The following is a 25,399-nucleotide window of genomic DNA, read 5'->3' as shown; positions in this document are numbered from 1 at the left end:
ACAACGGATTGGTGATAACGATCACGTTTCTGTACTTTAGCCACATGCGAAAACACATGAGGATAAAGTGATGTCAGTAATTAATACCCAAGTTAAACCATTCAAAAACATGGCTTTCAAAGACGGTCAATTCATCGAAGTGACTGAAAAGAACATCGAAGGCAAATGGAGCGTGTTCTTCTTCTATCCGGCTGATTTTACGTTTGTCTGCCCGACCGAACTGGGTGATGTCGCTGACTATTACGACGAATTCCAAGAGCGTGGCGTGGAAATCTACTCTGTTTCCACCGATACCCACTTCACGCACAAAGCGTGGCACAGCAGCTCTGAAACCATTGGCAAAATCAAGTACACCATGATCGGTGACCCAACGGGCCAGCTGACGCGTAACTTTGAAAACATGCGCGAAGCAGAAGGTCTGGCCGATCGCGGTACCTTCATCGTTGATCCACAGGGCACCATTCAGGCGGTAGAAATCACGGCAGAAGGCATTGGCCGCGATGCATCTGATCTGCTGCGCAAAGTGAAAGCGGCCCAGTACGTTGCTTCTCACCCAGGCGAAGTGTGCCCAGCCAAGTGGAAAGAAGGCGAGGCTACGCTGGCTCCGTCTCTGGATCTGGTTGGCAAAATCTAAGCTAACACCTCGGAAAACATAACTGTAGAAAACATGCCCTTTTTTGTCGGGTGCGTTGCACCCGATTTTTCTGGCTCAGCTTTTGGGGCCAGCACCCTGCACGATTTTTCCTTTGTACCTACTTGCCTAATTAAGGACGACCGATGCTCGACAATACGATGAAAGTCCAGTTGAAAGCCTATCTGGAAAAATTAACCAAACCTGTTGAGTTGATTGCGACTCTGGATGACTCCGCTAAATCTGCTGAAGTCAGAACCCTGCTGGCTGAAATTGCTGAGCTGTCCGATCGGGTAAGTTTTATTGAAAAGAATGATCTGGCAGTACGTAAGCCTTCATTCCTGATTACCAATCCAGATTCCCAAAGCGGCCCGCGTTTTGCTGGTGCGCCAATGGGACACGAATTTACTTCTTTGATTCTGGCGTTATTGCAGGTGGGCGGCCATCCGTCAAAAGAAGCGAAAGAATTGCTCGATCAGATCCGTCACCTTGACGGTTCGTTCCACTTTGAAACCTATTACTCGCTGTCCTGCCACAACTGCCCAGATGTGGTGCAGGCGCTGAATTTAATGGCGGTGTTGAATCCGAATATCACCCATACCGCCATTGACGGCGGCGTGTTTCAGGATGAGATTCAAAGCCGTAATGTGATGGGCGTACCTACCGTTTTCCTGAACGGTGAACACTTCAGTCAAGGGCGGACGAGCCTGGCTGAGATTGTGACTAAAATCGATACCGGCGCGGGCGCGAAACAGGTTGAGAAGCTGAACCAGCGTGACGTCTATGATGTGTTAATCATCGGTAGCGGTCCGGCGGGGGCAGCGGCGGCGGTCTATTCGGCGCGTAAAGGCATCCGTACTGGGTTAGTCGGTGAGCGTTTTGGCGGTCAGGTACTGGATACTGTCGATATCGAAAACTACATTTCCGTGCCGAAAACGGAAGGCGCCAAACTGGCGACTGCGCTGAAGGGCCATGTTGATGACTACGATGTCGATGTGATTGACGCGCAGAGTGCAGAGGCACTCATTCCTGGTGGTGAACCGGGTAAACCGCATCAGGTGATCACCGTATCCGGCGCGACGCTGAAAGCACGCAGTGTGATCATTGCGACCGGCGCACGCTGGAGAAACATGAATGTACCCGGCGAAGATCAGTACCGTACGCGTGGTGTAACGTACTGCCCGCACTGTGATGGCCCGCTGTTTAAAGGCAAGCATGTCGCGGTGATTGGCGGCGGAAACTCCGGGGTAGAAGCGGCTATCGATCTGGCTGGCGTGGTGAAACATGTCACGTTGCTTGAGTTTGCTCCAGAACTGAAAGCGGATTCTGTATTACAGGAAAAAGTGCGTAGCCTGCCGAACGTTGACATCATCCTGAATGCGCAGACCACAGAAGTGAAAGGTGATGGGCAGAAGGTGACGGGGCTGAGCTATAAAGATCGTATTAGCGATACGGTGCATGATTTAGCGCTGGAAGGGATCTTCGTGCAGATTGGCCTGCTGCCTAACACCCACTGGCTGGAAGGTACGATAGCCAGAAACCGCATCGGTGAAATTGAGATCGATGCCAAGTGCGAAACCAGCGTAAAAGGGGTCTTTGCTGCCGGTGACTGTACGACGGTGCCGTACAAGCAGATCATCATTGCGACGGGTGAAGGTGCAAAAGCGTCCTTGAGCGCCTTCGATTACCTGATCAGAACCCGTGCATAACATTGGTCGGTTGAGGACGGAGGTGGATATATTTGCCATCCTCCTGTTTCTCTGACGACGATCTTAACGTTCCGCGCGGCGATGCCTCATCAAGAGGTGTCGCCGCGTTTTTGCTTTTGATCGTAGAATTTTTCTTTCGATCGTAAAAAGTAGATCTCAGCCCTTGCCAAAGGACAATAAGAAATTCATAATGCACGCCGCTTTGTGCTGTTGCCCGCTTTTTATTGTCTACGCAGCATCATATTTCGAGCACAAGCGTGACCCCGATCCACATCATTTTTTATCAGTTAATACAAAAAATCATATTCTTCTTAACAGACTTATCCACAGGCTGCTCGTTGGTTATTTATTAATCATGTTATGTTGTTGATAAAATAGTGTAGAGTATCTTATTGATATTTATTCATAAATTTTACTTATAAAATGTTATGACTATTGCTTGCACTTTTTGTAACAGTTGGTTGGCAACGGTTTTTTTATTTATTCACAGCGCGTGCGACAAACTGATGACAAGAGTTTGAGCGGTTCACGCATCACGCGGTAATCCTTTCTCTACTGCACGAATAAGTCGTTTTTTCTGTGTAGATTGGACGTCAATTCCCAGCGACGCGCGACGTTCCAACTGCTGATGAACTGCCCAGTGGATATGTTCATCCAACAGTTCGCTTTCACCCAGACGGGCTTGTAGCGCCAGCACGATACTATCCTGATAGGGGGCATTCCCCAGTGCGACGGCAATATTGCGTAGCCAGCGGAGATGGCCGATGCGGCGGATCGGTGATCCTTCTGTAATCCGCAAAAATTTCTCTTCATTCCAGCCGAATAGCACTAGCAGTTCCGGTGCATGCAGCGCGGCACGCGGGCTAAAATCCGCTTCGTCGGTAAGCTGTGAAAACCGATTCCACGGGCAAATCAGCTGACAGTCATCGCAGCCATAGATGCGATTGCCCATCAGCGGACGAAATTCTTCAGGAATCGGACCTTCCAATTCGATGGTCAGATAGGAAATGCAGCGGTGCGCATCAACGGTGTAAGGTGCAACAATCGCGCCGGTTGGGCAGGTGGTCATGCAGGCGACGCATCGGCCGCACTGTTCTTCCTGTGGCCGATCGACGGGCAGAGGTAAATCGATCAGCAGTTCACCAAGAAAGAACCAGGAGCCAGCTTCCCTGTTCAAAATTAGTGAGTGTTTACCAACCCAGCCAAGTCCGGCTTTCGCAGCTAAAGGGCGTTCCATAATGGGAGCGGAATCGACAAAGGGGCGAAAATTCAATTCACCACAGTATTCCTGAATCTGGTCGCCGAGCTTTTTCAGACGCTGGCGCAGCAGCTTGTGGTAATCGCGACCCAGCGCATAGCGGCTAACGTAGCCGAGCTCTGGGTTCTTTAAGGTGCTGGCGAACGCGGCTTTGGCGGGAAGATAATTCATACGTACGCTGATGACGCGCAGTGTCCCGGGCAGCAGCTCATGCGGACGCGCCCGCAGCATACCGTGGCGCGCCATCCAGTCCATTTCCCCGTGGTATTGCTTATCCAGCCAATCCTGAAGTCGAGGCTCTTCTGCGGACAAATCGGTGTCGCAGATGCCGACCTGCTGGAACCCCAGTGCCTGTCCCCATTGTTTGATGTGTTGCGCTAATTCGTTGAGATCGTAGGGGTATGACATGATGGGGCCACAGAAATAAACAAGACGTGCTGATGTTACCATATTCGTGCCGCAGAGCCGATGCCTGCTGAGATGCGCGGAATGCTGGCGGTCGTTTAGGTTGCTTGCTAATTTTAAGTCATTGTAATGAAAACGAAGAGCAGATGATGACGGGTCACGACCAAAAGCGAGAGGATGATTTGCCTGATTCGGTGTTTTACGCCGAGTGGGTACGCCGTGAAGAAGCCAGAGCGGCCAGCGAGTCGGGGCTTTCCCTGTGGGAACTCATGCAGCGTGCGGGAGACGCCGCATTTCAGGTGGCCCGCCAATGTTATCCCTCTGCTCGACGCTGGCGGGTGCTGGCCGGACACGGCAATAACGGCGGCGATGCATACGTGGTCGCCAGTTTGGCGCTGGCGGTGGGCATTGAGGTCGATGTTGTTGCTTGCACCAGTGATAAGCCACTGCCTGACGAGGCTCATCTTGCCCGGCAGCGCTGGCTGGAGCAGGGTGGCCGTGTTCAAGAAATTAGTGCACAGGATGGCGATACGTCGTGGCCGGACGGGATCGATCTCATTGTGGATGGTCTGTTGGGAACCGGACTTTCCGCTGCACCGCGCGTGCCTTATGCGGCGTTAATGACGCAGGCGAATGCCTATCCCGCCCCCATCGTTTCACTGGATATTCCCTCTGGTTTACATGCCGAAACCGGCATCTGTGCAGGCGTTGCGATTTGTGCGGCGCAGACGGTGGCGTTTATCGCGCTGAAACCGGGACTACTGACCGGTCGCGCCCGTGAGCACGTCGGGACATTACATTATCATTCGTTAGGGTTGCAGGCGTGGCTGGACGATCAAGCCGCGCCGATACGGCGGCTGACTGCGGCGCAACTGCCCGAATGGCTGTCGCCTCGTCCGGCTGGACAACATAAAGGGGGTAACGGCAGGTTACTGGTGGTAGGCGGTAACGCTGGCTTAGGTGGTGCGGTATTGATGGCTGCCGATGCGGCGTTACACAGCGGTGCAGGGTTAGTGCGAGTACTTACTCACAAACAGTATCAGTCGGCGTTTTTGACGGCTCGGCCTGAGCTGATGGTGCAAGAATTGACGACAGAGACGCTGCGGCAGGGGCTGGAATGGGCCGATGTCGTGGTGATTGGACCCGGTTTAGGGCAGGATGACTGGGGTAAAAGCGCACTGCGTCTGGCAGAAAATTGTAACAAACCCATGTTATGGGATGCGGATGCGCTTAACCTGCTGGCAATCAATCCGCATAAGCGGCAGAATCGCGTGCTGACACCTCACCCCGGCGAGGCGGCACGTTTACTGAATTGCCGCGTCTCTGATATTGAAAGTGATCGCTTACTTGCGGCCAAAAAGTTGGTAAAACGCTATGGTGGCGTTGTCGTATTGAAAGGTGCGGGAACGGTGATCGCCAGCGAGCGAGACGAGGTTGCCATTGCTGATGTGGGAAACCCCGGCATGGCGACAGGCGGTATGGGTGATGTGCTGTCGGGTATCGTTGGCGGTTTGCTGGCGCAAAAGCTCTCGCTGTATGATGCTGCCTGTGCCGGGTGTGTCGTACACGGCGCGGCGGCCGATTGGCTGGCAGCGCGACGCGGCACCCGAGGTATGCTGGCAACCGATTTACTGCCTGTGTTGTTTCGATATGTTAATCCCGAGCGGATGTTTCTAGAGCCGATGTTTTTAGAACCGATGTTTTTAGAACAATAGATAGAATGAAAAAAATAGTCTTACTTCTGCCGGATGAGGCAGCAACGATCTCTTTAGGCACGGCGCTGGCGAAAGCCTGTGACGGTGCTTGTGTTATCCACCTTTATGGTGATCTCGGTGCGGGGAAAACGACGTTTAGTCGCGGTTTTCTGCAAGCGCGCGGTCATCAGGGCAATGTCAAAAGCCCCACTTATACGCTGGTTGAGCCTTATGCGCTATCACCGCTGGCGGTCTACCACTTTGATCTCTATCGACTGGCCGACCCAGAGGAGTTGGAGTTTATGGGGATCCGCGATTATCTGACGCAGGATGCTATTTGCCTGATTGAATGGCCGCAGCAGGGTGCTGGCGTGCTGCCCGATGCGGATATCGAACTGCATTTGCGCTATCAGGATCAGGGCCGACAGGCTGAACTGTCCGCTGTCTCTGCGACGGGAGACGCGATGTTACAACGTTTTTCTCTTCAGCCAGGAACAACAGAATCATGATGAGTCGTATGGTTAAGCTGTTCATTGGCGTATGGCTGTTGCTGGCAGGAACGGCGTGGGCAGCTAATCTGTCGGATATCAAGGTGGACAATGCGTCAGGTCAGGCCACGGTGCGTCTGAGCTTTAGCGGTCAGCCTATTTATGCTTTTTTCCCGCTCAGTAACCCCGCCAGAGTAGTCATCGATATTCGTCAGACTGGCGTCATTCAGGGGCTGCCGTTGGATTTCAGCGGGCAAAATCTGATTAAGCGTGTGCGAACCAGCAACGCGCAGGACGCACAAAGCCTGCGCTTGGTGCTGGATTTAACCCAGGCGGCGAAAACGCGGGCGGTGACGCAAAAAGAAGGCTCGGGTTACGTTGTTGTTTTCACCATCACCGGTGATAAAGCGAAAACGGTACAAGCCTCAGCGCCTCCGGCTTCACGGCAGCAAAATAGTGCGCCGACAGAACCCGCCAAAAATCCGTTTACCAACAAGCCTACTGTTGTCGTGAATAGCAATGCGTCATCTACGCGAGTGCCGGCCCGACAGGGTAATGAACGGATTGTTGTGGCGATTGATGCCGGTCACGGTGGACAGGATCCAGGGGCGATTGGCACGAACGGGCTGCGGGAGAAAAATGTCACCATTTCTATCGCGCGTAAGTTACAAGCCTTACTGAATAGCGATCCGGCCTTTAAAGGCGTGCTGACGCGCGATGGCGACTACTTTATCTCCGTCATGGGGCGTTCGGACGTGGCGCGTAAGCAGGGCGCAAACCTGTTAGTGTCGATTCACGCGGATGCGGCACCGAACCGCAATGCTAAAGGTGCCTCTGTCTGGGTGCTGTCCAACCGCCGCGCAAACAGCGAAATGGCAAACTGGCTGGAACAGCATGAGAAACAGTCTGAACTGTTGGGCGGCGCGGGCGACCTGCTGGCGAACAGCAGCGCGGACCCTTACCTCAGCCAGGCGGTGCTGGATCTGCAATTTGGTCACTCCCAGCGCGTTGGGTATGACGTCGCGACCAAGGTTCTGCGTGAACTCCAGCGTGTTGGAGGGCTGCATAAACGACGTCCTGAGCACGCCAGTCTGGGGGTGTTGCGCTCGCCAGATATTCCTTCTCTGCTGGTGGAAACCGGGTTTATCACCAATGTCTCGGAAGAGCGGCTCTTGGGGAGTAACGACTATCAGGAAAAACTCGCCAATGCGATTTATCAGGGGCTGAGAAGTTATTTCCAAACACACCCGATGCAATCTGTGCCCAAAACTCCTCTCCCAAAGCAGGAAAGCCGGCCACTACAGTCGGCGGCAAGTGATACAGAAACGTCGGGTGGTAACGTAACGGCGGCAAAAGCGAGTGCGGGTAGCACGCGTCATACCGTTGCGCGTGGTGAAACGCTCTCTTCCATTGCCCGACGCTATGGCGTCAGTCTCGCCGCTATGCGTGACGTGAATAAGCTGAACAAGGACATCGTCTGGGTTGGGCAGCGCTTGAATATTCCGGCGACAGGAACGAAACAGACGGCATCAGCACCTGCGCCCAAAAAGGCAGCACCAGTGAAGCATAAGGTCGTAAAGGGTGATAGCCTGAGTGCGATTGCTGCCCGTTATGGTGTCAGCATGAAAGAGATCCAACAGGCGAATAATATGCGCTCTGGCACGGTACAACTGGGGCAAACGCTGGTTATTCCGTCAGCCTGATTCTTCATGCTGACGATGTCGATAGATTGAGGATAGTAAGAGGGATACGCCATGCCGATTCAGGTGTTGCCACCGCAACTGGCTAACCAGATCGCTGCCGGAGAAGTGGTTGAGCGTCCGGCTTCGGTCGTGAAGGAGCTGGTGGAAAACAGTCTGGATGCAGGCGCGACCCGGATTGATATCGACATAGAACGCGGCGGCGCGAAGCTGATCCGTATTCGTGACAATGGCTCGGGTATCGGAAAGGATGAATTAACGCTGGCGTTGGCGCGTCATGCGACCAGTAAAATTGCCACGCTCGACGATCTGGAAGCGATCGTCAGTATGGGGTTCCGCGGCGAAGCGTTGGCAAGTATCAGTTCCGTCTCCCGTTTAACGCTGACATCACGCACTGCCGAACAATCTGAGGCCTGGCAGGCCTACGCCGAAGGGCGCGACATGGCGGTGACAGTCAAGCCAGCCGCCCATCCTGTGGGCACCACGCTGGAAGTGTTGGATCTGTTTTATAACACGCCCGCCCGCCGTAAATTTATGCGCACGGAAAAAACCGAATTCACCCATATTGATGAGGTTGTGCGCCGCATCGCGCTGGCGCGTTTCGATGTTGCCATCACGCTGCATCATAACGGTAAGCTGATGCGGCAGTATCGTGCTGCACCGGATAAAAGCCAGTATGAGCGCCGGTTGGGTAGCATTTGCGGTGCGACATTCTTACAGCATGCGCTCGCGGTGTCATGGCAACACGGCGATCTCACCATTCATGGTTGGGTTGCCGATCCGGTTGGCGCCAAGCAACTGCCTGATATGCAGTACTGCTATGTGAACCAGCGCATGATGCGCGATCGGCTCATTAATCATGCTATTCGGCAGGCCTATCAGGATCAGCTTAGTGACGATCAGCAGCCCGCCTATGTGCTGTATCTGGAGATCGACCCGCATCAGGTTGATGTGAATGTGCATCCTGCCAAGCATGAGGTACGGTTCCATCAGGCTCGGCTGGTACATGACTTTATCTATCAGGCGGTGATGTCCGTTCTGCAACAGGCATCCTCACCAGCGCTTGGTATGACAGAGCCGGAGACCGGGAAACCCGTGCAATGGCAGCAGGAAAATCGCATTGCCGCAGGTGAAAACCACTTTGCCCAGCCGTCACGTACCGATAGTTCTCCGTCGTATGGTGGCAAAACGCTGCGCGCGGGTCATTCTGGTCAGGCGCGAGAATCTGCCTATTCCGGCTATCAGCCAGAGAATCCGTACCAGAAAAAGCAGGGTGAGCTGTATAAAACATTGCTGCAACCGACGGATAGCGCAGCAAGTGCACCGCCGTCGTCTGGCGAGCGTATTTTTATACCGTCGAATCACGTGACGTCGTCGGATAGGGTTGTTTCATCGACGGTATCGCATGACGCACCGCCAAATCGAACCACGACGGATAACATTGCAGCCAGCAATAACAAACAACGTGCGCCGGCCGAATCGCCGTTGGAAAGCCAATCAAACGGTTTTGGGCGGGTATTGACGGTTTATCCGCCGTGCTACGCGCTGTTGGAGTACCATAAGGGCCTGGCTATGCTGTCGCTTTCCGTTGCTGAACGTTATCTGAAAGCGGTGCAGTTGACGCCGTCGGAAGAAGGGTTGCGGGCGCAGCCGTTACTGATTCCTCAGCGCCTGACGTTGAGTAAATCTGAGCTGAGCGTTTTGTCTGCCCATCACGCTTTGCTGGCGCGTTTTGGTATTGAAATCGTGGTTGAGTCACAGCGTGCCACATTACGTGCCGTACCTTTACCATTGCGCCAACAAAATTTACAAAACTTGATCTCTGAACTGATAGGCTATCTGGCCGACTATCAGACGGTTGAGACACAGCAGGTGGAACCTGGTGAATTGGCATCGTGGATGGCAACGCGATTGCAGAGTGAGCAGGAAAGCTGGAGTCATTCTCAGGCCATACAATTACTGGCGGATGTCGAGCGGCTTTGTCCGCAGTTGGCGAAAACGCCGCCGTCTGAACTTTTATCGATGATGGACATCCAGGATGCCATCAAGGCTTTAAAGCATGAGTGATGTAGAACAAGCGTCGTTGCCGCCCGCTATTTTTATCATGGGGCCGACGGCGTCAGGAAAAACGGCATTGGCAATGGCGTTACGAGAATATTTGCCGGTAGAGTTGATTAGCGTAGATTCCGCCCTCATCTATAAAGATATGGATATTGGGACGGCGAAACCGAGTGCGGAAGAGCTGGCACTGGCCCCGCATCGGTTAATCGATATTCTCGATCCGACAGAATCCTATTCTGCGGCCGATTTTCGCCGCGATGCGTTACGTGAGATGGCGGACATTACCGCTGCCGGGCGCATTCCCCTGTTAGTCGGGGGACGATGCTGTATTTCAAGGCGCTGCTGGAGGGACTTTCTCCTCTGCCGTCAGCCGATGCCGCCGTGCGTCAACGCATTGAAGAGCAGGCAAAAGAAATCGGCTGGGAAGCGATGCATCGGCAGCTCAGTGAGATCGACCCAGTAGCTGCAATTCGGATTCATCCAAATGATCCGCAGAGACTCTCGCGAGCACTGGAAGTTTTTTTCGTTTCAGGTAACACTTTAACTGAACTGACAAAAACGTCTGGCGACGCGCTGCCCTATCAGGTTCATCAGTTTGCTATCGCCCCGGCGACGCGTGAATTGTTGCATGAGCGGATTGAACAGCGTTTTCATCAGATGTTGGCGGCAGGTTTTGAGACAGAAGCCCGGACATTGTTTTCCCGGCATGACCTTCATACGGATATGCCCTCTATTCGTTGTGTTGGTTATCGCCAGATGTGGTCATATTTATCCGGTGAAATTGATTACGATGAGATGGTTTATCGGGGAATTTGTGCGACGCGTCAGTTAGCGAAGCGTCAAATGACCTGGCTGCGCGGTTGGGATGACGTCTGCTGGCTGGATAGCGAAAAACCGACTGAAGCACTGGACAAGGTGATACAGGTTGTTAGTGCATAGGTTGAGTGATTGTGTACAATCGGTGAGTCTCAGCGTGCAAGTTTTTTTACACCGTTATTTTAGAGCCGTAGGGTTCTTTGTTACAAACAACATACAAATAAGGAAAATATAGAATGGCTAAGGGGCAATCTTTGCAAGATCCGTTCTTGAACGCTTTGCGTCGTGAACGTGTTCCGGTTTCGATTTATTTGGTGAACGGTATTAAGTTGCAAGGTCAGATCGAATCTTTCGATCAGTTCGTGATTTTGTTGAAAAACACGGTAAGTCAGATGGTTTATAAGCACGCCATCTCTACAGTTGTTCCCTCTCGCCCAGTCTCTCACCATAGCAACAATCCAGGCGGCAGCAACAACTATCACGGTAGTAACACGACTGCTCAGCAGCAGTCGCAGGAAGCTGATGACGCCGAATAAGGCGTATTGTCAATTCACCACGGCGCGGGAGAGCTGGACGCATCGCTCGGCTCCTTCGCTGTGGTGTTTTTTGCTCGTTTGAGAGGTTATTCGCTTGTTTGACCGTTATGAATCAGGTGAACGGGCTATATTAGTTCATATTTTCTTTTCGCAAGATAGAGATACGGAAGATCTACTGGAGTTTGAGTCTCTGGTTTCTTCTGCCGGTATTGAATCCTTGCAGGTTGTTACTGGCAGCCGTAAATCGCCTCATCCCAAGTATTTTGTCGGGGAAGGTAAAGCTGAAGAAATTGCTCAGGCAGTAAAAGAAACTGGCGCGTTTGTCGTGCTGTTTGATCATGCGCTGACGCCGGCTCAGGAACGTAACTTGGAGCGTTTGTGCGAGTGCCGAGTGATCGATCGTACCGGACTGATTTTAGATATTTTTGCTCAGCGTGCGCGTACGCACGAGGGGAAATTACAGGTAGAACTGGCACAGTTGCGCCACCTTGCGACCCGACTGGTTCGCGGCTGGACGCACCTTGAGCGTCAGAAAGGCGGTATCGGTTTGCGTGGCCCGGGTGAAACCCAGCTTGAAACCGACCGTCGTTTATTGCGTAACCGTATCACGCAGATATTATCGCGTCTTGAACGGGTAGAAAAACAGCGTGAACAGGGACGCCGATCGCGGGTTCGTGCTGATGTTCCTACCGTTTCGCTGGTGGGCTACACCAACGCGGGCAAATCCACGCTGTTTAACAAGATTACATCGGCGGGCGTCTATGCCGCCGATCAGTTATTTGCCACACTGGATCCAACATTGCGCCGCATTCAAGTGGATGATGTGGGTGATACAGTGCTGGCGGATACCGTAGGTTTTATCCGGCAGTTGCCCCACGATTTGGTGGCTGCGTTTAAGGCTACATTACAGGAAACACGTCAGGCCTCGCTGCTGCTGCACGTTGTTGATGCTGCCGATCCTCGTCTTGACGAGAACATCGACGCGGTTGATGACGTATTGGCGGAAATTGAGGCAGACGAAATACCTGCGCTGTTGGTAATGAACAAGATTGATATGCTGGATGATTTCGTTCCGCGTATCGATCGCAACGAAGAGAATCTACCGGTACGGGTCTGGCTTTCAGCACAGACCGGCGACGGTATTCCGTTGCTATTTCAGGCATTGACTGAGCGGCTTTCCGGGGAAATCGCAGAACATACCTTGCATCTTCCCCCGCAGGCAGGACGCTTGCGTAGTCGTTTTTACCAGCTTCAGGCAATAGAAAAAGAATGGATTGAAGAGGACGGGCAAATTGGTTTGGTTATTCGTATGCCGATTGCTGACTGGTGCCGCCTCTGCAAAAAAGAGCAGGAACTGATGGGCTATATTGTCTGATTTGACTGGCATAAACAGTCTGAACGGCGAAATAGTCTGACGGACTCTGAGATATTGAACCTGAAGAACACCTATCATAAAGAATGGAGCTAAAACATGGCGTGGAATCAGCCCGGTAATAACGGACAAGACCGCGACCCGTGGGGGAGCAGCAGCAATAATGGCGGCAACTCTGGCGGAAATAACAATAAAGGTGGCCGAGATCAGGGGCCGCCGGATCTGGACGACATCTTTCGTAAGCTGAGCAAAAAACTCGGCGATCTGGGTGGCGGCAAAGGTTCAGGCTCAAGCAACAGCGGAAATTCTGGCGGCCCAGCACTGGGTGGTCGGATCGTCGGTATCGCTGCCGTCGCTGCGGTTGTCATCTGGGCTGCTACGGGTTTCTACACCATTAAAGAAGCGGAACGCGGTGTCGTCACGCGCTTTGGTAAATTCAGCCACTTGGTCGGACCCGGTCTTAACTGGAAACCGACCTTCATCGACTCAGTTCGCGCGGTGAACGTTGAATCGGTGCGTGAACTGGCGACGTCGGGCGTGATGTTGACGTCAGATGAAAACGTCGTGCGCGTTGAAATGAACGTGCAGTATCGTGTCACACAGCCAGAACAATATCTGTTCAGTGTAACCAATGCGGATGACAGCTTACGTCAGGCAACTGACAGCGCGCTGCGCGGCGTTATTGGTAAGTACACGATGGACAAAATTTTGACGGAAGGCCGTACCATTGTGCGTACGGATACTCAGCGTGTACTGGAGGAAACTGTTCGTCCGTACAACATGGGGATCACGTTGCTGGACGTCAACTTCCAGACCGCACGTCCGCCGGAAGAAGTGAAGGCCGCGTTTGATGATGCGATTGCCGCGCGTGAAAACGAACAGCAGTATATTCGTGAAGCGGAAGCGTACGCGAACGAAGTGCAACCGCGTGCCAACGGTCAGGCTCAGCGTATTCTGGAAGAGTCCCGCGCTTATAAAACCCGTACTGTTCTGGAAGCTCAGGGTGAAGTTGCCCGTTTTGCCAGAGTCTTACCGGAATATAAAGCGGCACCTGAAATCACCCGCGAGCGTTTGTATATCGAAACCATGGAACGCGTGCTGAGCCATACCCGTAAAGTTCTGGTCAATGACAAGGGGGGCAACCTGATGGTGCTGCCGTTGGATCAGATGCTGCGTGGACAAGGCAGTGACAATACGCAAAGCAATAACAGCAGCAGCGCTAGCCCACTGCGTTTGCCTGGCAACAGCAGCGGTGCGACGAATAGCAACCAGACGCGCAGCAGTAACAATGGAAATATCATGGATCAGCGCAGAGCAAATGCGCAGCGTGATGACTTCACTCGAGTAGGGAGAGAATAATCGATGCGTAAGCCCTTACTATTTATCCTGATCCTGGTACTGATGGTGGTCTATGCGTCACTGTTTGTGGTGCAGGAAGGCCAGCGCGGCATCGTGATGCGTTTTGGCAAAGTATTGCGTGATGATGACAACAAACCGCTGATTTATGCGCCGGGATTGCAGTTCAAGATTCCGTTTATCGACTCAGTGAAAATGCTGGATGCGCGTATCCAGACGATGGAAAACCAGGCTGACCGCTTTATCACTAAAGAGCAGAAAGACCTGATTGTCGATTCTTACCTCAAATGGCGTATCAGCGATTTCAGCCGCTATTATCTGGCAACGGGTGGTGGTGACATCTCTCAGGCTGAAGTACTGCTGAAACGTAAATTCAGTGACCGTCTGCGTTCCGAGATTGGTCGTCTGGATGTAAAAGGCATCGTTACCGACTCACGTGGTCAACTGATGTCCGACGTGCGTGAAGCGCTGAATACGGGTACCGGTGAAACGACCGAGGCCGATAATGCGATTGCTTCTGCTGCTGCACGTGTCGAGAAAGAGACGTCGAGCAACGAGCCTCACATCAACCCTAACAGCATGGCTGCGCTGGGTATTGAGGTTATCGATGTGCGAATTAAGCAAATCAACCTGCCAACTGAAGTGTCTGACGCTATTTACCAACGTATGCGTGCAGAGCGTGAAGCGGTAGCGCGTCGCCACCGTTCACAAGGTCAGGAAGAAGCTGAAAAGCTGAAAGCGACGGCAGACTATGAAGTTACCCGTACGCTGGCTGAAGCTGAGCGCCAAGGGCGTATTACCCGTGGTGAAGGGGATGCCGAAGCGGCGAAACTGTTCGCTAACGCATTCAGTGAAGATCCTGACTTCTACTCTTTCGTTCGTAGCCTGCGTGCTTACGAAAGCAGCTTCAGTAATAATCAGGACGTCATGGTTCTTAGCCCGGATAGCGACTTCTTCCGCTACATGAAGTCACCGGACAGCAGCATGGCACCACGCCGCTGATAGTCATTAACTCGTCTCATCAAGCCCGGGTTCTTTCTCCGGGCTTTTTTTTGCCATTTTCTGGCAGAGATATGTCTAAGGGTTTGCTCCTGCTTGTATTCGAAGTGGGAAAAGGGGGGGTTATGAATTCAACGATTTGGCTGGCGCTTGGGTTGGTTTTGGTGCTTGAAGGGCTGGGGCCGCTGCTGTTTCCTCGACTCTGGAGACGTATGATTTTGGGAATAGCGCAGTTGCCGGATACTATTTTGCGCCGTTTTGGCGGCGGAATAGTTGTTGCAGGGTGCGTGATCTACTACATGTTGCGTAGCCGGATGGGTGGCTAAAATTAAGCGGAAAAATGTGCGCAATCGTGTGCTAAAAGTACTGAAAGCATCCAAATGAGATGGTAGAATCCTTTTTTAAGCAACCTGGTGATTCTTGAAATGGGTAAGAACGTCGTCGTACTGGGCACCCAATGGGGTGACGAAGGTAAAGGCAAGGTCGTTGACCTGCTGACTGAACGGGCTAAATATGTTGTGCGCTATCAGGGTGGACACAACGCTGGCCACACGCTGGTTATCAACGGTGAAAAAACCGTCCTTCATTTAATTCCTTCTGGCATTCTGCGTGAAAATGTTGTCAGCATCATCGGTAACGGTGTTGTGCTGGCGCCTGACGCATTGATGAAAGAAATGACGGAGCTTGAAGCGCGTGGCGTCCCGGTACGCGAACGTCTGCTGCTTTCTGAAGCCTGTCCGTTAATTCTGCCTTATCACGTCGCGTTGGATAACGCGCGTGAAAAAGCGCGTGGTGCAAAAGCAATTGGTACGACTGGCCGCGGTATCGGTCCTGCGTATGAAGATAAAGTTGCTCGCCGTGGCCTGCGCGTTGGCGATCTGTTTGATAAAGAAACCTTTGCTGTCAAACTGAAAGAGATCGTCGAATATCATAACTTCCAGTTGGTTAACTACTATAAAGCGGATGCCGTCGACTACCAGAAAGTGTTGGATGACGTGCTGGCGATTGCCGATATTCTGACCGCAATGGTCGTTGATGTTTCCGATCTGCTGTACAAAGCGCACTTGCGTGGCGATTTCGTCATGTTTGAAGGCGCTCAGGGTACGCTGCTGGATATCGACCACGGTACTTATCCATACGTGACCTCGTCAAACACCACTGCGGGCGGCGTTGCTACCGGTTCTGGTCTGGGTCCACGCTATGTAGATTACGTACTGGGTATCGTTAAAGCTTACTCTACCCGTGTGGGGGCAGGTCCATTCCCGACTGAGCTGTTTGAAGACGTGGGCGAGCATCTGTCTCAAAAAGGTAACGAGTTTGGCGCGACAACGGGTCGTCGTCGTCGTACCGGTTGGCTGGATGCGGTTGCCGTACGTCGTGCAGTACAGATCAACTCGCTATCTGGTTTCTGCCTGACTAAGCTGGATGTTCTGGACGGTCTGAAAGAAATTAAAATCTGCGTAGGCTACCGTTTGCCGAATGGCAGCGAAGTGGATACCACTCCGCTGGCTGCTGAAGGCTGGGAAGGTCTTGAACCGATTTACGAAACGATGCCGGGCTGGTCTGAAAGCACGTTTGGTGTGAAAGATCACAGCAAACTGCCGCAGGCTGCGCTGAACTACATCAAACGTATCGAAGAAATTACGGGTGTGCCGATTGATATTATTTCTACTGGCCCAGACCGTAGCGAAACGATGGTGTTGCGCGATCCGTTCGACGCTTGATTTTGCCACCCTTAATGGGTGATGCGAATACGAAAAAGGACGGGATTCCCGTCCTTTTTGCTATTTATTGTATAACCGCCGTGGTGTGAACAGCGACGGTTTGCCACACGTTACTCTTGAGCGTCTTTCGCCTTCTGCGCTTTCTTTTTCAGACCATTCAACAGCTTATTGTGGATGTTGCTGAACCCGCCGTTGCTCATCACCAGAATATGGTCGCCAGGCTGTGCGGTCTTGACGATATTTTCTACCAACGTGTCAATATCCGCGCTCCAGTGAGCGGGCTGTACGCAGGCTTCCGCGACTTCTACGACCTGCCACGGAATATGTGCGGGCTGGAATAGGAAAACTTCATCGGCGCGACCTAATGACGGCGCCAGTTCATTTTTGCACATCCCCAATTTCATGGTGTTCGAACGAGGTTCAAGTACAGCCAGAATACGAGCCGTACCGCCAACCTTGCTACGTAGTGCCGACAGCGTCGCCAGAATTGCAGTTGGGTGATGCGCAAAATCGTCATAAACCGTGACGCCATGCTCCGTACCGCGTAATTCAAGGCGACGGCGTGCGTTGATAAATCCGCCCAGCGCGCGGCAAGCATCCGCAGGTAGTACACCGACGTGGTGAGCGGCAGCAATCGCCATCAGCCCGTTGTGCATGTTGTGTTCACCTACCAGCTTCCAATGGACTTCACCGACGAGTACCTTATTTAGGTAAACCTGATATTGGCTGGCATCGGTCGACACTTTTTGTGCCCGCCAAGTGCCTTCTTCGCCGACCAGTTCCTGCTCACTCCAGCATCCCATTCCCATCACCTGTTTGAGGTTAAGGTCGTTAGTTGGCAGGATGATCTTCCCGCTGCCTGGCACTAGTCGCACAAGATGATGGAACTGTTTCTGAATGGCTTTCAGATCGTCAAAGATGTCGGCGTGATCGAACTCAAGATTGTTGAGCACCAGCGTTCTTGGGCTGTAGTGTACGAATTTGGAACGCTTGTCGAAGAATGCACAATCATATTCATCGGCTTCGAGCACCATGAACGGGCTGTCACCCAAGCGTGCGGAAACGGTGAAGTTGCCGGGAACGCCGCCAATGACAAAACCGGGCTGGTAGCCGCAATCTTCCAGAATCCAGGTGACCATCCCTGCCGTGGTGGTTTTGCCATGCGTTCCTGCAACGGCAATCACCCAGCGATCGCGCAGCACATAATCATGCAGCCACTGTGGACCGGAAACATAAGGTAATCCCTGTTCCAGTACGGCCTCGACGCACGGGTTTCCGCGCGTCATCGCATTACCGATGATGACCAAATCAGGCGCGGGGCTAAGCTGTGCCGGATCGTAGCCCTGAATCAGCGTGATTCCCTGCTCTTCAAGTAAGGTACTCATGGGGGGATAAACATTTGCATCTGAGCCTGTGACGTCATGCCCCAGCGAACGAGCAAGCAGGGCAAGGCCACCCATAAAGGTGCCGCAGATACCTAAAATATGAATACGCATACATTTTCCATCTTCACAGTGAGTCTGTGTCACATTCTAACGCTATGAATCCGCCATAAGAAATGGATTTGACTAGGTACTCACTTTCTCTTTGGGCTACACTGCATGCGCAAACGTTGGCGGTGCAGAAATGAAACCGCTTTTCATCCGTAGATTCTGGAATAGTGTTATGAAAACGTTAGGCGAATTTATCGTCGAAAAACAGCACGATTTCTCTCACGCCACAGGTGAGCTTACCGCGCTGCTGTCTGCTATTAAACTGGGTGCCAAGATTATTCACCGTGATATCAATAAAGCGGGTCTGGTTGATATCCTGGGAGCCAGCGGTATTTCTAATGTTCAGGGCGAAGTACAGATGAAGCTCGATCTGTATGCCAATGAGAAACTGAAAGCGGCATTAAAAGCGCGTGGTGAAGTGGCAGGTATTGCCTCCGAAGAAGAAGACGAAATTGTTATCTTTGAAGGTGATAAGGCGGAAAATGCCAAGTATGTGGTTCTGATGGATCCGCTGGACGGTTCGTCGAATATTGATGTGAACGTCTCCGTCGGTACGATTTTCTCTATTTATCGCCGTATTACGCCGCTGGGAACGTCAGTCACGGAAGCTGACTTCTTACAGCCGGGTAGTCAGCAGGTTGCTGCGGGCTACATCGTTTACGGTTCTTCTACCATGCTGGTGTATACCACGGGTCACGGCGTTCACGCCTTTACCTACGATCCGTCGCTCGGTGTATTCTGTCTCTCGCATGAAAAAGTTTGCTTCCCGGAAAAAGGGAATATGTATTCCATCAACGAAGGGAACTACATCAAGTTTCCTGCCGGCGTGAAGAAATACATCAAATACTGTCAGGAGCAGGATGAAGAGACGCAGCGTCCTTATACGTCGCGTTACATCGGCTCACTGGTAGCCGATTTCCACCGTAATCTGCTGAAAGGCGGGATTTACCTGTACCCGAGCACAGCGAGCTACCCGAAAGGCAAACTGCGTTTGCTATACGAATGTAACCCGATGGCGTTTCTGGCGGAGCAGGCAGGCGGCAAGGCCAGCGACGGTAAAAACCGTATTCTGGATATCATGCCAGAGAAACTGCATCAGCGCTCACCGTTCTTCGTAGGAACAGAATCCATGGTTGATGACGTCGAACGTTTCATCCGAGAATTCCCAGACGCCTAATTACATTAATTAGTCGTTAATGCTAATTAGTCATCAATATAGTCCCGTGTGGTCGGATCCTCGGCTACACGGGATTGTCTTTTAAAGCTGTGCTTCGAACCAGCTCTCCAGAATAATCACGGCAGAAGCCGCGTCTACGCTACCTTTATCCAGCGCTTTAAAGCCACCGCGTTCGAAGAGATCGGCTCGCGCTTCCACTGTGCTCAAGCGTTCATCGTGTAGCTCAATAGCGATGCCAAAACGGCCATGCAGTCGGTTAGCGAACTTCCGTGCCCGTGCTGTCAGCGGTTGCTCGGTGCCATCCATGTTGAGCGGCAGGCCGACGACGACCAGATCGGGCTGCCATTCTGACAACAGCTTCTCCACTTTTTGCCAGTCGGGTATCCCTTCCTGCGCCTTGAATGATGTCAGAGCACGTGCCGTACCGGTAATTTCCTGACCGATAGCGACACCGATACTTTTTGTCCCAAAATCAAAGGCAAGAATGGTTCTGCTACTCATCAGGCATGTCCTGCTTCGGTGGAGATATTATGAATATCGATGCCCAACTTCCTGGCCGCCGCTCGCCAGCGTTCGGCAATTGGCGTATGGAACAGAATGTCTTCATCGGCAGGCGTCGTCAGCCAGGCATTCTCCAGCAGTTCTTCTTCCAGTTGGCCGTTCTCCCAGGCGGAATAGCCTAAGGCGACCAGCGTATTTTTCGGCTGTTGGGGCGTGCCTAGCGTTTCCAGCACGTCTTTGGACGTGGTGATCATGGTGTCCTCAGAAATACTGATGCTGGAACCAAAGCCGGAGCAGGGCGTATGTAGGATAAAGCCACGGTCGTCCGCCAGTGGGCCACCCACAAAGACGGGTTTATCCAATCGGATGGCGGGATCGCGCGGCGTTGGGTCTATTTTTAGCTTTTTCAGCACATTTTCCACGGAAAACTGATCCATCGGTTTGTTGATGATCAGCCCCATGGCTCCGTCTTCATTATGTTCGCAGATATAGACCACCGAACGTTTAAATACAGAGTCCTGTAGTGCTGGCATAGCAATGAGGAAGTGATGCTGTAAATTCATTGTGTATTTTAATCGATATCCGTCAGCGTTGGAGAAACGGCCCGTATTGCGCGGGCCGGGTAGCGTGTCAGTGTCTCTGGTATTAGCGGGTACGTGCAGCCAGACGTTTTTCAATGGCGTCCATCAGCATACCGGTGATGGAAACATCCGGGTAGGCTGCTTCGATTTCACGCACGCAGGTCGGACTGGTGACGTTAATTTCTGTCAGGCGATCGCCGATAATATCCAGACCGACGAAAATCAGGCCTTTGGCTTTTAACGTTGGCGCGACATCTCGGGCGATTTTCCAGTCGCTTTCGGTCAGCGGACGCGCTTCACCGCGGCCACCGGCTGCCAGATTACCGCGTGTCTCACCGCTTTTCGGGATACGCGCCAGGCAGTAAGGCACGGGTTCGCCATCAACCACCAGTACGCGTTTGTCGCCATCTTTAATTGCAGGCAGATAGTTTTGCGCCATGCAGTAGCGGGTCGCGTGTTCGGTCAGCGTTTCGATGATGACCGAGACGTTGGCATCATCCTGCTTCAAACGGAAAATAGACGCGCCGCCCATGCCGTCGAGCGGTTTGAGAATGACGTCGCCGTGTTTTTCATGGAACTGACGCAGTTTGTCTGCACGACGCGTAACCAGCGTATCAGGGGTTAGATGTGGGAACCAGGCGGTGAACAGCTTCTCATTGCAATCACGCAGGCTCTGCGGCTTGTTGACGATGAGCGTGCCTTTCTCTTCCGCACGTTCCAGAATATAGGTGGCGTAGATGAACTCCGTATCGAACGGTGGATCTTTACGCATCAGCACCACATCCAACTCTTCCAGTGCGATATCCTGCTCGCCGGAGAAATCGTACCAGCCGTCGTAATCGTACTGGACGCTCAGGCGACGCGTTGTTGCACGCGCGACGCCCGCATGCATATAGAGATCGTTCATCTCCATATAATGCAGTTCCCAACCACGGCGCTGTGCTTCCAGCAGCATGGCAAAGCTGGTGTCTTTCTTGATATTGATGGTGTCAATCGGGTCCATCACGATACCGAGTTTGATCATTCTTTTCTCCTTTACCCCAAATCGCCGAAACGTACCTGTAAGGCGGTCATGGCGGTGAGTGCGGTGGTTTCTGTGCGCAAAACGCGTGGCCCCAACAGGATATCAGTGAATCCGTGTTCTGAGGTCATGGTAATTTCACCGGCGGTGAGTCCGCCTTCCGGGCCAATCAGTAGCCTGACCCGAGCGACCGGCAGTGGTAACGTATTGATACTCTGTGTGGCGCGTGGGTGCAGATTCAATTTCAACGCGTCGTCTTGTTCCGCACACCAGGCTTCCAGCGTCATCGCTGGCCGCACCAGCGGCACACAATTGCGGCCGGACTGTTCACAGGCGGCAACCGCAATTTTCTGCCACTGGCTAATTTTTTTCTCCATACGCTCGGCATCCAGTTTGACGCCACAGCGTTCAGAAAGCAGTGGGGTAATCACATTGACGCCCAGCTCGATGGATTTCTGAATGGTAAATTCCATCTTCTCGCCGCGCGACATCACCTGTCCCAGATGTAAATGTAGGGGCGATTCTTTATCTTCCAACTTACCTGCTGTGAAGCGAACGCGCACACTCTTTTTGCCAGTCGCAATGATTTCTGCACCAAAGACATGATTGCTGCCATCAAACAGCTGCAATGACTGACCCGTCGTCATGCGTAACACGCGCCCCACATGATTGGCGGCATCGTCACTCAGCTCGACTTCACCGCCGTTAAGGGAGAGCTTTTCGGGATGAAAAATGCGTGGTACTCGCATACTGGATTCAGACCTCTGAATGAAATTAACCGACACAAGAGCGCCAGAAATAGGCAAAGCCACCGTCATCTGACGGTGGCTGCGCTGGAAACTGATTTGCTATAGTAGGTAGACGAACTAGCGCTGGCAAGCTTGTTGAACGTAGGGATTCGGGTTTCCCTGTTTTGCGGCGATGCGCTGATTGCGGGTACATTCCCACTGAGTGACTGGGTATTGCTTATCCCAGGCTTCGAACAACTGGGTTTGCTGGCTGGAAAGGCGTAACTGATAGCGGTCACGCATGTAGAAATAGGTACGTGCGATCTGGCCGCGAGCGCGAGCGGGCGGTTCTGCCAGATTGTTTTTGAAATCGACCTTCATCTCGCATTGACCATACTGAGATGCGCCACCGTTCCATTGTCCATACATAGCATTGCCGCGATCGCCGTTGACCTCGCCGATAGCGGGCTGCAGGTTATGCAAATCGGTTTCCATCTCGCGGTAGACAGGGTCGCTGTTACAGTTCTTTCTGCCGCCGTCTTGCCAGCATTGGCGCTGGTGGCCGAACTGCCAGGCGGGCACAACATGCTCCCACTCGATGCGGCTGGCACGCTGTTCATTTTTCCTGACCTGATAACCGCAGGATTCAAGATCGGGCGTACCTTTCTTGCCCTGCCACGTAATCTTACAGCCACAGTAGAACGAACCCGGCGCATCGCGATTAATATCGACAGCGGCGGCTTTTGCCTGCGAAAAATTATTGATGTTTTGACCCAGCGCGGTAGCTGAAAACAGACCCGCGCCAACGGCGGCGATAGCGAGAATTTTGCGTAGCATATTCCAAATAATCCACAGGCTGTAAAGTTGGCAGACTACCGGATGTCTCGTCGGCAGGCAAATGCAAAAGCAGTTTTTAAAACTGAAAATTCCCTTTTAAATAGAACTTTTTACATCATGACGTAAGGTTTTCCCGCAACGACGACAGCGATATTCTGTTTCGCCGCGCAGCACCCGATTGTGCCGACGGATCGTCAGCTCATGCCGTTGGCAATCACACAGGTAGGTGAAGGTTTTCCCCTGTACGGATTGCACCGCAAACCGATGCGTGCGTTTTGCCGGGACGCACAGCACGTTTTCCATCATCCAGCGCCATTCCTTGCCATGCGGTGCGACACGGCCAAAACGCGCATAGACCAGCAGATGAGCCAGTTCATGAGGAACGACTTCATCAATAAAGGCCTGCTGGTTTTCCTGCAACAAGACAGGATTCAGCCGAATTTCCCAGTGTTGCAGCCAGGCCGTTCCTGCGGTTGAACCGCGCTGCTGGTAATTTACTGCTGGCTCGGTGTAGTTCGTTTGTAAAGTGAGGTTAGCCTGCTGCAATTTATCACGCAGGCAGCGCATCACAGCCTGATGGCTGGCAATAGGGATTCGGGGTGCGTTCATTGCTGTGAGCATAAATTGAGTGGCAGGGAGACGCAATAGGGAACCTGAAGCGAAATATTCAGGGAGCTAGAATGAAAAACGGCGAATTTTCATTCGCCGTTTGGTATTTATTGAGTCGCCAGATTACAGGCCCGCAGCTTCGCGCAGCTGTGCGGCTTTGTCCGTTTTTTCCCACGGGAAATGTTCGCGGCCAAAGTGACCGTAGGCGGCCGTTTCCTGATAAATCGGATGCAGCAAATCCAGCATCTGGATTAAGCCGTAAGGACGCAGATCGAAGAATTCACGTACCAGCAGCGTCAGTTGCTCGGTGGACACTTTCTCTGTGCCGAAGGTTTCGATCATGATAGAGGTGGGTTCTGCCACGCCGATAGCGTAGGACACTTGAATCTCGCAGCGATCGGCCAGGCCAGCCGCGACGATATTCTTGGCGACATAGCGTGCGGCATAGGCAGCAGAACGGTCTACTTTAGACGGATCCTTACCGGAGAACGCACCGCCACCGTGACGTGCCGCGCCGCCGTAGGTATCAACGATGATTTTACGACCCGTCAGGCCGCAGTCACCCATTGGGCCGCCGATAACAAAGCGTCCGGTTGGGTTGATGAAATATTTGGTATTGGCAGACAGCCATTCTGCAGGCAGAACCGGTTTGATGATCTCTTCCATCACCGCTTCATGCAGTTCTTTCTGGCTGATGTCTTCTGAATGCTGGGTAGACAGCACCACGGCATCAATGCCTGCAATCTTGCCATCGTCGTACAGGAACGTAACCTGGCTTTTCGCATCCGGGCGCAGCCACGGCAGAGAACCGCTCTTGCGGACTTCTGACTGACGCTGAACCAGACGGTGTGCATAAGTCACAGGAGCGGGCATCAGGACGTCGGTTTCGTTGGTCGCGTAACCGAACATCAGACCCTGATCGCCAGCGCCTTGTTCCAGCGGATCGCGGCGGTCAACGCCCTGATTGATGTCAGGAGACTGCTTGCCAATCGCACTCAGTACGGCGCAAGAGTTGGCATCAAAGCCCATTTCGGAATTGACATAACCGATATCACGCACGGTACGGCGGGTAATTTCTTCGATGTCGACCCAGGCGCTGGTGGTAATTTCACCACCGACTAACACCATGCCGGTCTTTACATAAGTCTCACAAGCGACACGCGCTTTTGGGTCTTGCTCCAGAATGGCGTCGAGAACCGCATCAGAAATCTGGTCAGCAATTTTATCAGGATGTCCTTCAGAGACTGACTCGGACGTAAAAAGGTGTTTAGCCATGAGTTTCTTTACCTTCAAATCAAAGCCGTTAAGCAGTGTATCAGTTAATCGGTATAGACGGATTAACATCTGGATGGCTATTCTAGGTCACCTTTTGGTCTCAGTGCCAGTAGTTTTTCGCATTAGCGTGCCATCGTCCTTTTATCATCGGCCGTTTTTTCTTTTACAAGAGATGACTGCGGTAATTTTCATTTTGCTTTTCCAGCAGCATGTAGGTATAAACGGCGAGCGGTGATGCAACCCGCGACATCTTGAATTTTTTATTGATAGCTGACCGCATAGCCTGCGGCGCACGTGGAGGTGGTAGGATTAATGATCCGTTGTTTACTGAGTGTATTGCGTTCGCAATATGTCCCTTTTGACGCTACCGCGTCCGCGACTCAACCCTTCTTTTCCGTTTCTCGACGTAGCCTGTCTTTAAATTCGAC

The 25,399-nt window shown here is 52.5% G+C and carries 22 protein-coding genes and 1 pseudogene; 14 read left to right on the top strand and 9 right to left on the bottom strand.

The annotated features are described in order from the left end of the window. The first annotated feature begins 70 nt into the window (after positions 1 to 70). On the top strand, positions 71 to 634 hold the full coding sequence (gene ahpC / locus EO763_RS19390; protein ID WP_039490660.1) for an alkyl hydroperoxide reductase subunit C: 564 nt from the start codon (positions 71 to 73) through the stop codon (positions 632 to 634). A 143-nt stretch (positions 635 to 777) separates the two neighbouring features. Beyond that, positions 778 to 2,340 carry an alkyl hydroperoxide reductase subunit F gene (gene ahpF, locus EO763_RS19385; protein ID WP_161529931.1) on the top strand — a complete coding sequence of 521 codons (1,563 nt, stop codon included), beginning with the start codon at positions 778 to 780 and terminating at the stop codon, positions 2,338 to 2,340. Between the two features lie 526 nt (positions 2,341 to 2,866). On the opposite strand, the gene queG is transcribed toward ahpF, so the two are convergent. After that, positions 2,867 to 4,006 (bottom strand): tRNA epoxyqueuosine(34) reductase QueG, encoded by a 1,140-nt coding sequence (gene queG / locus EO763_RS19380; RefSeq protein ID WP_161529930.1) that lies wholly within the window; start codon positions 4,004 to 4,006, stop codon positions 2,867 to 2,869. 143 nt (positions 4,007 to 4,149) lie between these two features. Between queG and nnr the strand changes: the two genes are divergently transcribed. The 11 genes and pseudogenes from nnr to EO763_RS19325 all read left to right on the top strand — a co-directional run bounded on the left by nnr (position 4,150) and on the right by EO763_RS19325 (position 16,749). After that, positions 4,150 to 5,718 carry a bifunctional ADP-dependent NAD(P)H-hydrate dehydratase/NAD(P)H-hydrate epimerase gene (gene nnr, locus EO763_RS19375; RefSeq protein WP_161529929.1) on the top strand — a complete coding sequence of 523 codons (1,569 nt, stop codon included), beginning with the start codon at positions 4,150 to 4,152 and terminating at the stop codon, positions 5,716 to 5,718. Between the two features lie 5 nt (positions 5,719 to 5,723). Further along, entirely contained in the window at positions 5,724 to 6,206 is a 483-nt protein-coding gene (tsaE, locus tag EO763_RS19370) for a tRNA (adenosine(37)-N6)-threonylcarbamoyltransferase complex ATPase subunit type 1 TsaE (RefSeq protein WP_010295450.1), read from the top strand. Next, positions 6,203 to 7,888 carry an N-acetylmuramoyl-L-alanine amidase AmiB gene (gene amiB / locus EO763_RS19365; protein WP_161529928.1) on the top strand — a complete coding sequence of 562 codons (1,686 nt, stop codon included), beginning with the start codon at positions 6,203 to 6,205 and terminating at the stop codon, positions 7,886 to 7,888. Before tsaE ends, amiB begins: the two co-directional genes overlap by 4 nt. 51 nt (positions 7,889 to 7,939) lie before the next feature. Next, positions 7,940 to 9,952: a DNA mismatch repair endonuclease MutL gene (gene mutL / locus EO763_RS19360; RefSeq protein ID WP_161529927.1), complete on the top strand. Its 2,013-nt coding sequence runs from the start codon at positions 7,940 to 7,942 to the stop codon at positions 9,950 to 9,952. Continuing rightward, positions 9,945 to 10,885: pseudogene (gene miaA, locus EO763_RS19355) on the top strand (tRNA (adenosine(37)-N6)-dimethylallyltransferase MiaA). The gene mutL and the pseudogene miaA overlap by 8 nt, the downstream one beginning before the upstream one ends. Positions 10,886 to 10,998: 113 nt before the next feature. After that, a complete protein-coding gene (gene hfq, locus EO763_RS19350) occupies positions 10,999 to 11,298 on the top strand; it encodes an RNA chaperone Hfq (protein WP_010285823.1) in 300 nt (99 codons plus the stop codon). A 94-nt stretch (positions 11,299 to 11,392) separates the two neighbouring features. Next, the gene (hflX, locus tag EO763_RS19345; protein ID WP_161529926.1) at positions 11,393 to 12,673 is read left to right on the top strand and encodes a ribosome rescue GTPase HflX; all 1,281 of its coding nucleotides are present in this window, start codon (positions 11,393 to 11,395) and stop codon (positions 12,671 to 12,673) included. A gap of 96 nt (positions 12,674 to 12,769) precedes the next feature. Beyond that, a complete protein-coding gene (gene hflK, locus EO763_RS19340) occupies positions 12,770 to 14,029 on the top strand; it encodes an FtsH protease activity modulator HflK (protein WP_039490669.1) in 1,260 nt (419 codons plus the stop codon). Between the two features lie 3 nt (positions 14,030 to 14,032). Then, positions 14,033 to 15,028: a protease modulator HflC gene (gene hflC / locus EO763_RS19335; RefSeq protein WP_161529925.1), complete on the top strand. Its 996-nt coding sequence runs from the start codon at positions 14,033 to 14,035 to the stop codon at positions 15,026 to 15,028. Between the two features lie 122 nt (positions 15,029 to 15,150). Further along, the gene (locus EO763_RS19330; protein WP_010285804.1) at positions 15,151 to 15,351 is read left to right on the top strand and encodes a DUF2065 domain-containing protein; all 201 of its coding nucleotides are present in this window, start codon (positions 15,151 to 15,153) and stop codon (positions 15,349 to 15,351) included. Positions 15,352 to 15,450: 99 nt separating this feature from the next. Continuing rightward, complete coding sequence (locus EO763_RS19325; protein ID WP_010295433.1) at positions 15,451 to 16,749, top strand: adenylosuccinate synthase; 1,299 nt, start codon at positions 15,451 to 15,453, stop codon at positions 16,747 to 16,749. A gap of 110 nt (positions 16,750 to 16,859) precedes the next feature. Here the strand turns inward: EO763_RS19325 and mpl are convergent, their stop codons facing one another. Then, positions 16,860 to 18,245: a UDP-N-acetylmuramate:L-alanyl-gamma-D-glutamyl-meso-diaminopimelate ligase gene (gene mpl / locus EO763_RS19320; RefSeq protein WP_161529924.1), complete on the bottom strand. Its 1,386-nt coding sequence runs from the start codon at positions 18,243 to 18,245 to the stop codon at positions 16,860 to 16,862. Between the two features lie 169 nt (positions 18,246 to 18,414). Here mpl and fbp point away from each other — a divergent pair, with 169 nt between their 5' ends. Next, positions 18,415 to 19,419, top strand: a complete 1,005-nt coding sequence (gene fbp / locus EO763_RS19315) for a class 1 fructose-bisphosphatase (protein WP_039490672.1) — start codon at positions 18,415 to 18,417, stop codon at positions 19,417 to 19,419. An 81-nt stretch (positions 19,420 to 19,500) separates the two neighbouring features. Here fbp and ruvX read toward each other — a convergent pair whose 3' ends face one another. From ruvX to metK, 7 genes are all read right to left on the bottom strand, one after another. Then, positions 19,501 to 19,920: a Holliday junction resolvase RuvX gene (gene ruvX, locus EO763_RS19310; RefSeq protein WP_039487371.1), complete on the bottom strand. Its 420-nt coding sequence runs from the start codon at positions 19,918 to 19,920 to the stop codon at positions 19,501 to 19,503. Beyond that, on the bottom strand, positions 19,920 to 20,483 hold the full coding sequence (locus EO763_RS19305; RefSeq protein WP_161529923.1) for a YqgE/AlgH family protein: 564 nt from the start codon (positions 20,481 to 20,483) through the stop codon (positions 19,920 to 19,922). Before EO763_RS19305 ends, ruvX begins: the two co-directional genes overlap by 1 nt. Positions 20,484 to 20,565: 82 nt before the next feature. After that, complete coding sequence (gshB, locus tag EO763_RS19300) at positions 20,566 to 21,525, bottom strand: glutathione synthase (protein ID WP_010285797.1); 960 nt, start codon at positions 21,523 to 21,525, stop codon at positions 20,566 to 20,568. Positions 21,526 to 21,536: 11 nt separating this feature from the next. Next, positions 21,537 to 22,271, bottom strand: a complete 735-nt coding sequence (gene rsmE, locus EO763_RS19295) for a 16S rRNA (uracil(1498)-N(3))-methyltransferase (RefSeq protein WP_161529922.1) — start codon at positions 22,269 to 22,271, stop codon at positions 21,537 to 21,539. Between the two features lie 117 nt (positions 22,272 to 22,388). Then, positions 22,389 to 23,087: a deoxyribonuclease I gene (gene endA / locus EO763_RS19290; protein WP_010285795.1), complete on the bottom strand. Its 699-nt coding sequence runs from the start codon at positions 23,085 to 23,087 to the stop codon at positions 22,389 to 22,391. A gap of 96 nt (positions 23,088 to 23,183) precedes the next feature. Beyond that, positions 23,184 to 23,696 (bottom strand): SprT family zinc-dependent metalloprotease, encoded by a 513-nt coding sequence (locus tag EO763_RS19285; protein ID WP_161529921.1) that lies wholly within the window; start codon positions 23,694 to 23,696, stop codon positions 23,184 to 23,186. 123 nt (positions 23,697 to 23,819) lie between these two features. Then, a complete protein-coding gene (metK, locus tag EO763_RS19280) occupies positions 23,820 to 24,971 on the bottom strand; it encodes a methionine adenosyltransferase (RefSeq protein ID WP_039490676.1) in 1,152 nt (383 codons plus the stop codon). Positions 24,972 to 25,399 lie beyond the last annotated feature (428 nt).

The sequence above is a fragment of the Pectobacterium odoriferum genome, assembly GCF_009931295.1.
In the GTDB taxonomy this organism is placed as follows: Bacteria; Pseudomonadota; Gammaproteobacteria; order Enterobacterales; family Enterobacteriaceae; genus Pectobacterium; species Pectobacterium odoriferum.
Note: the sequence above shows the minus strand (reverse complement) of the source record. Positions and strands in the feature narration are given on the sequence as shown.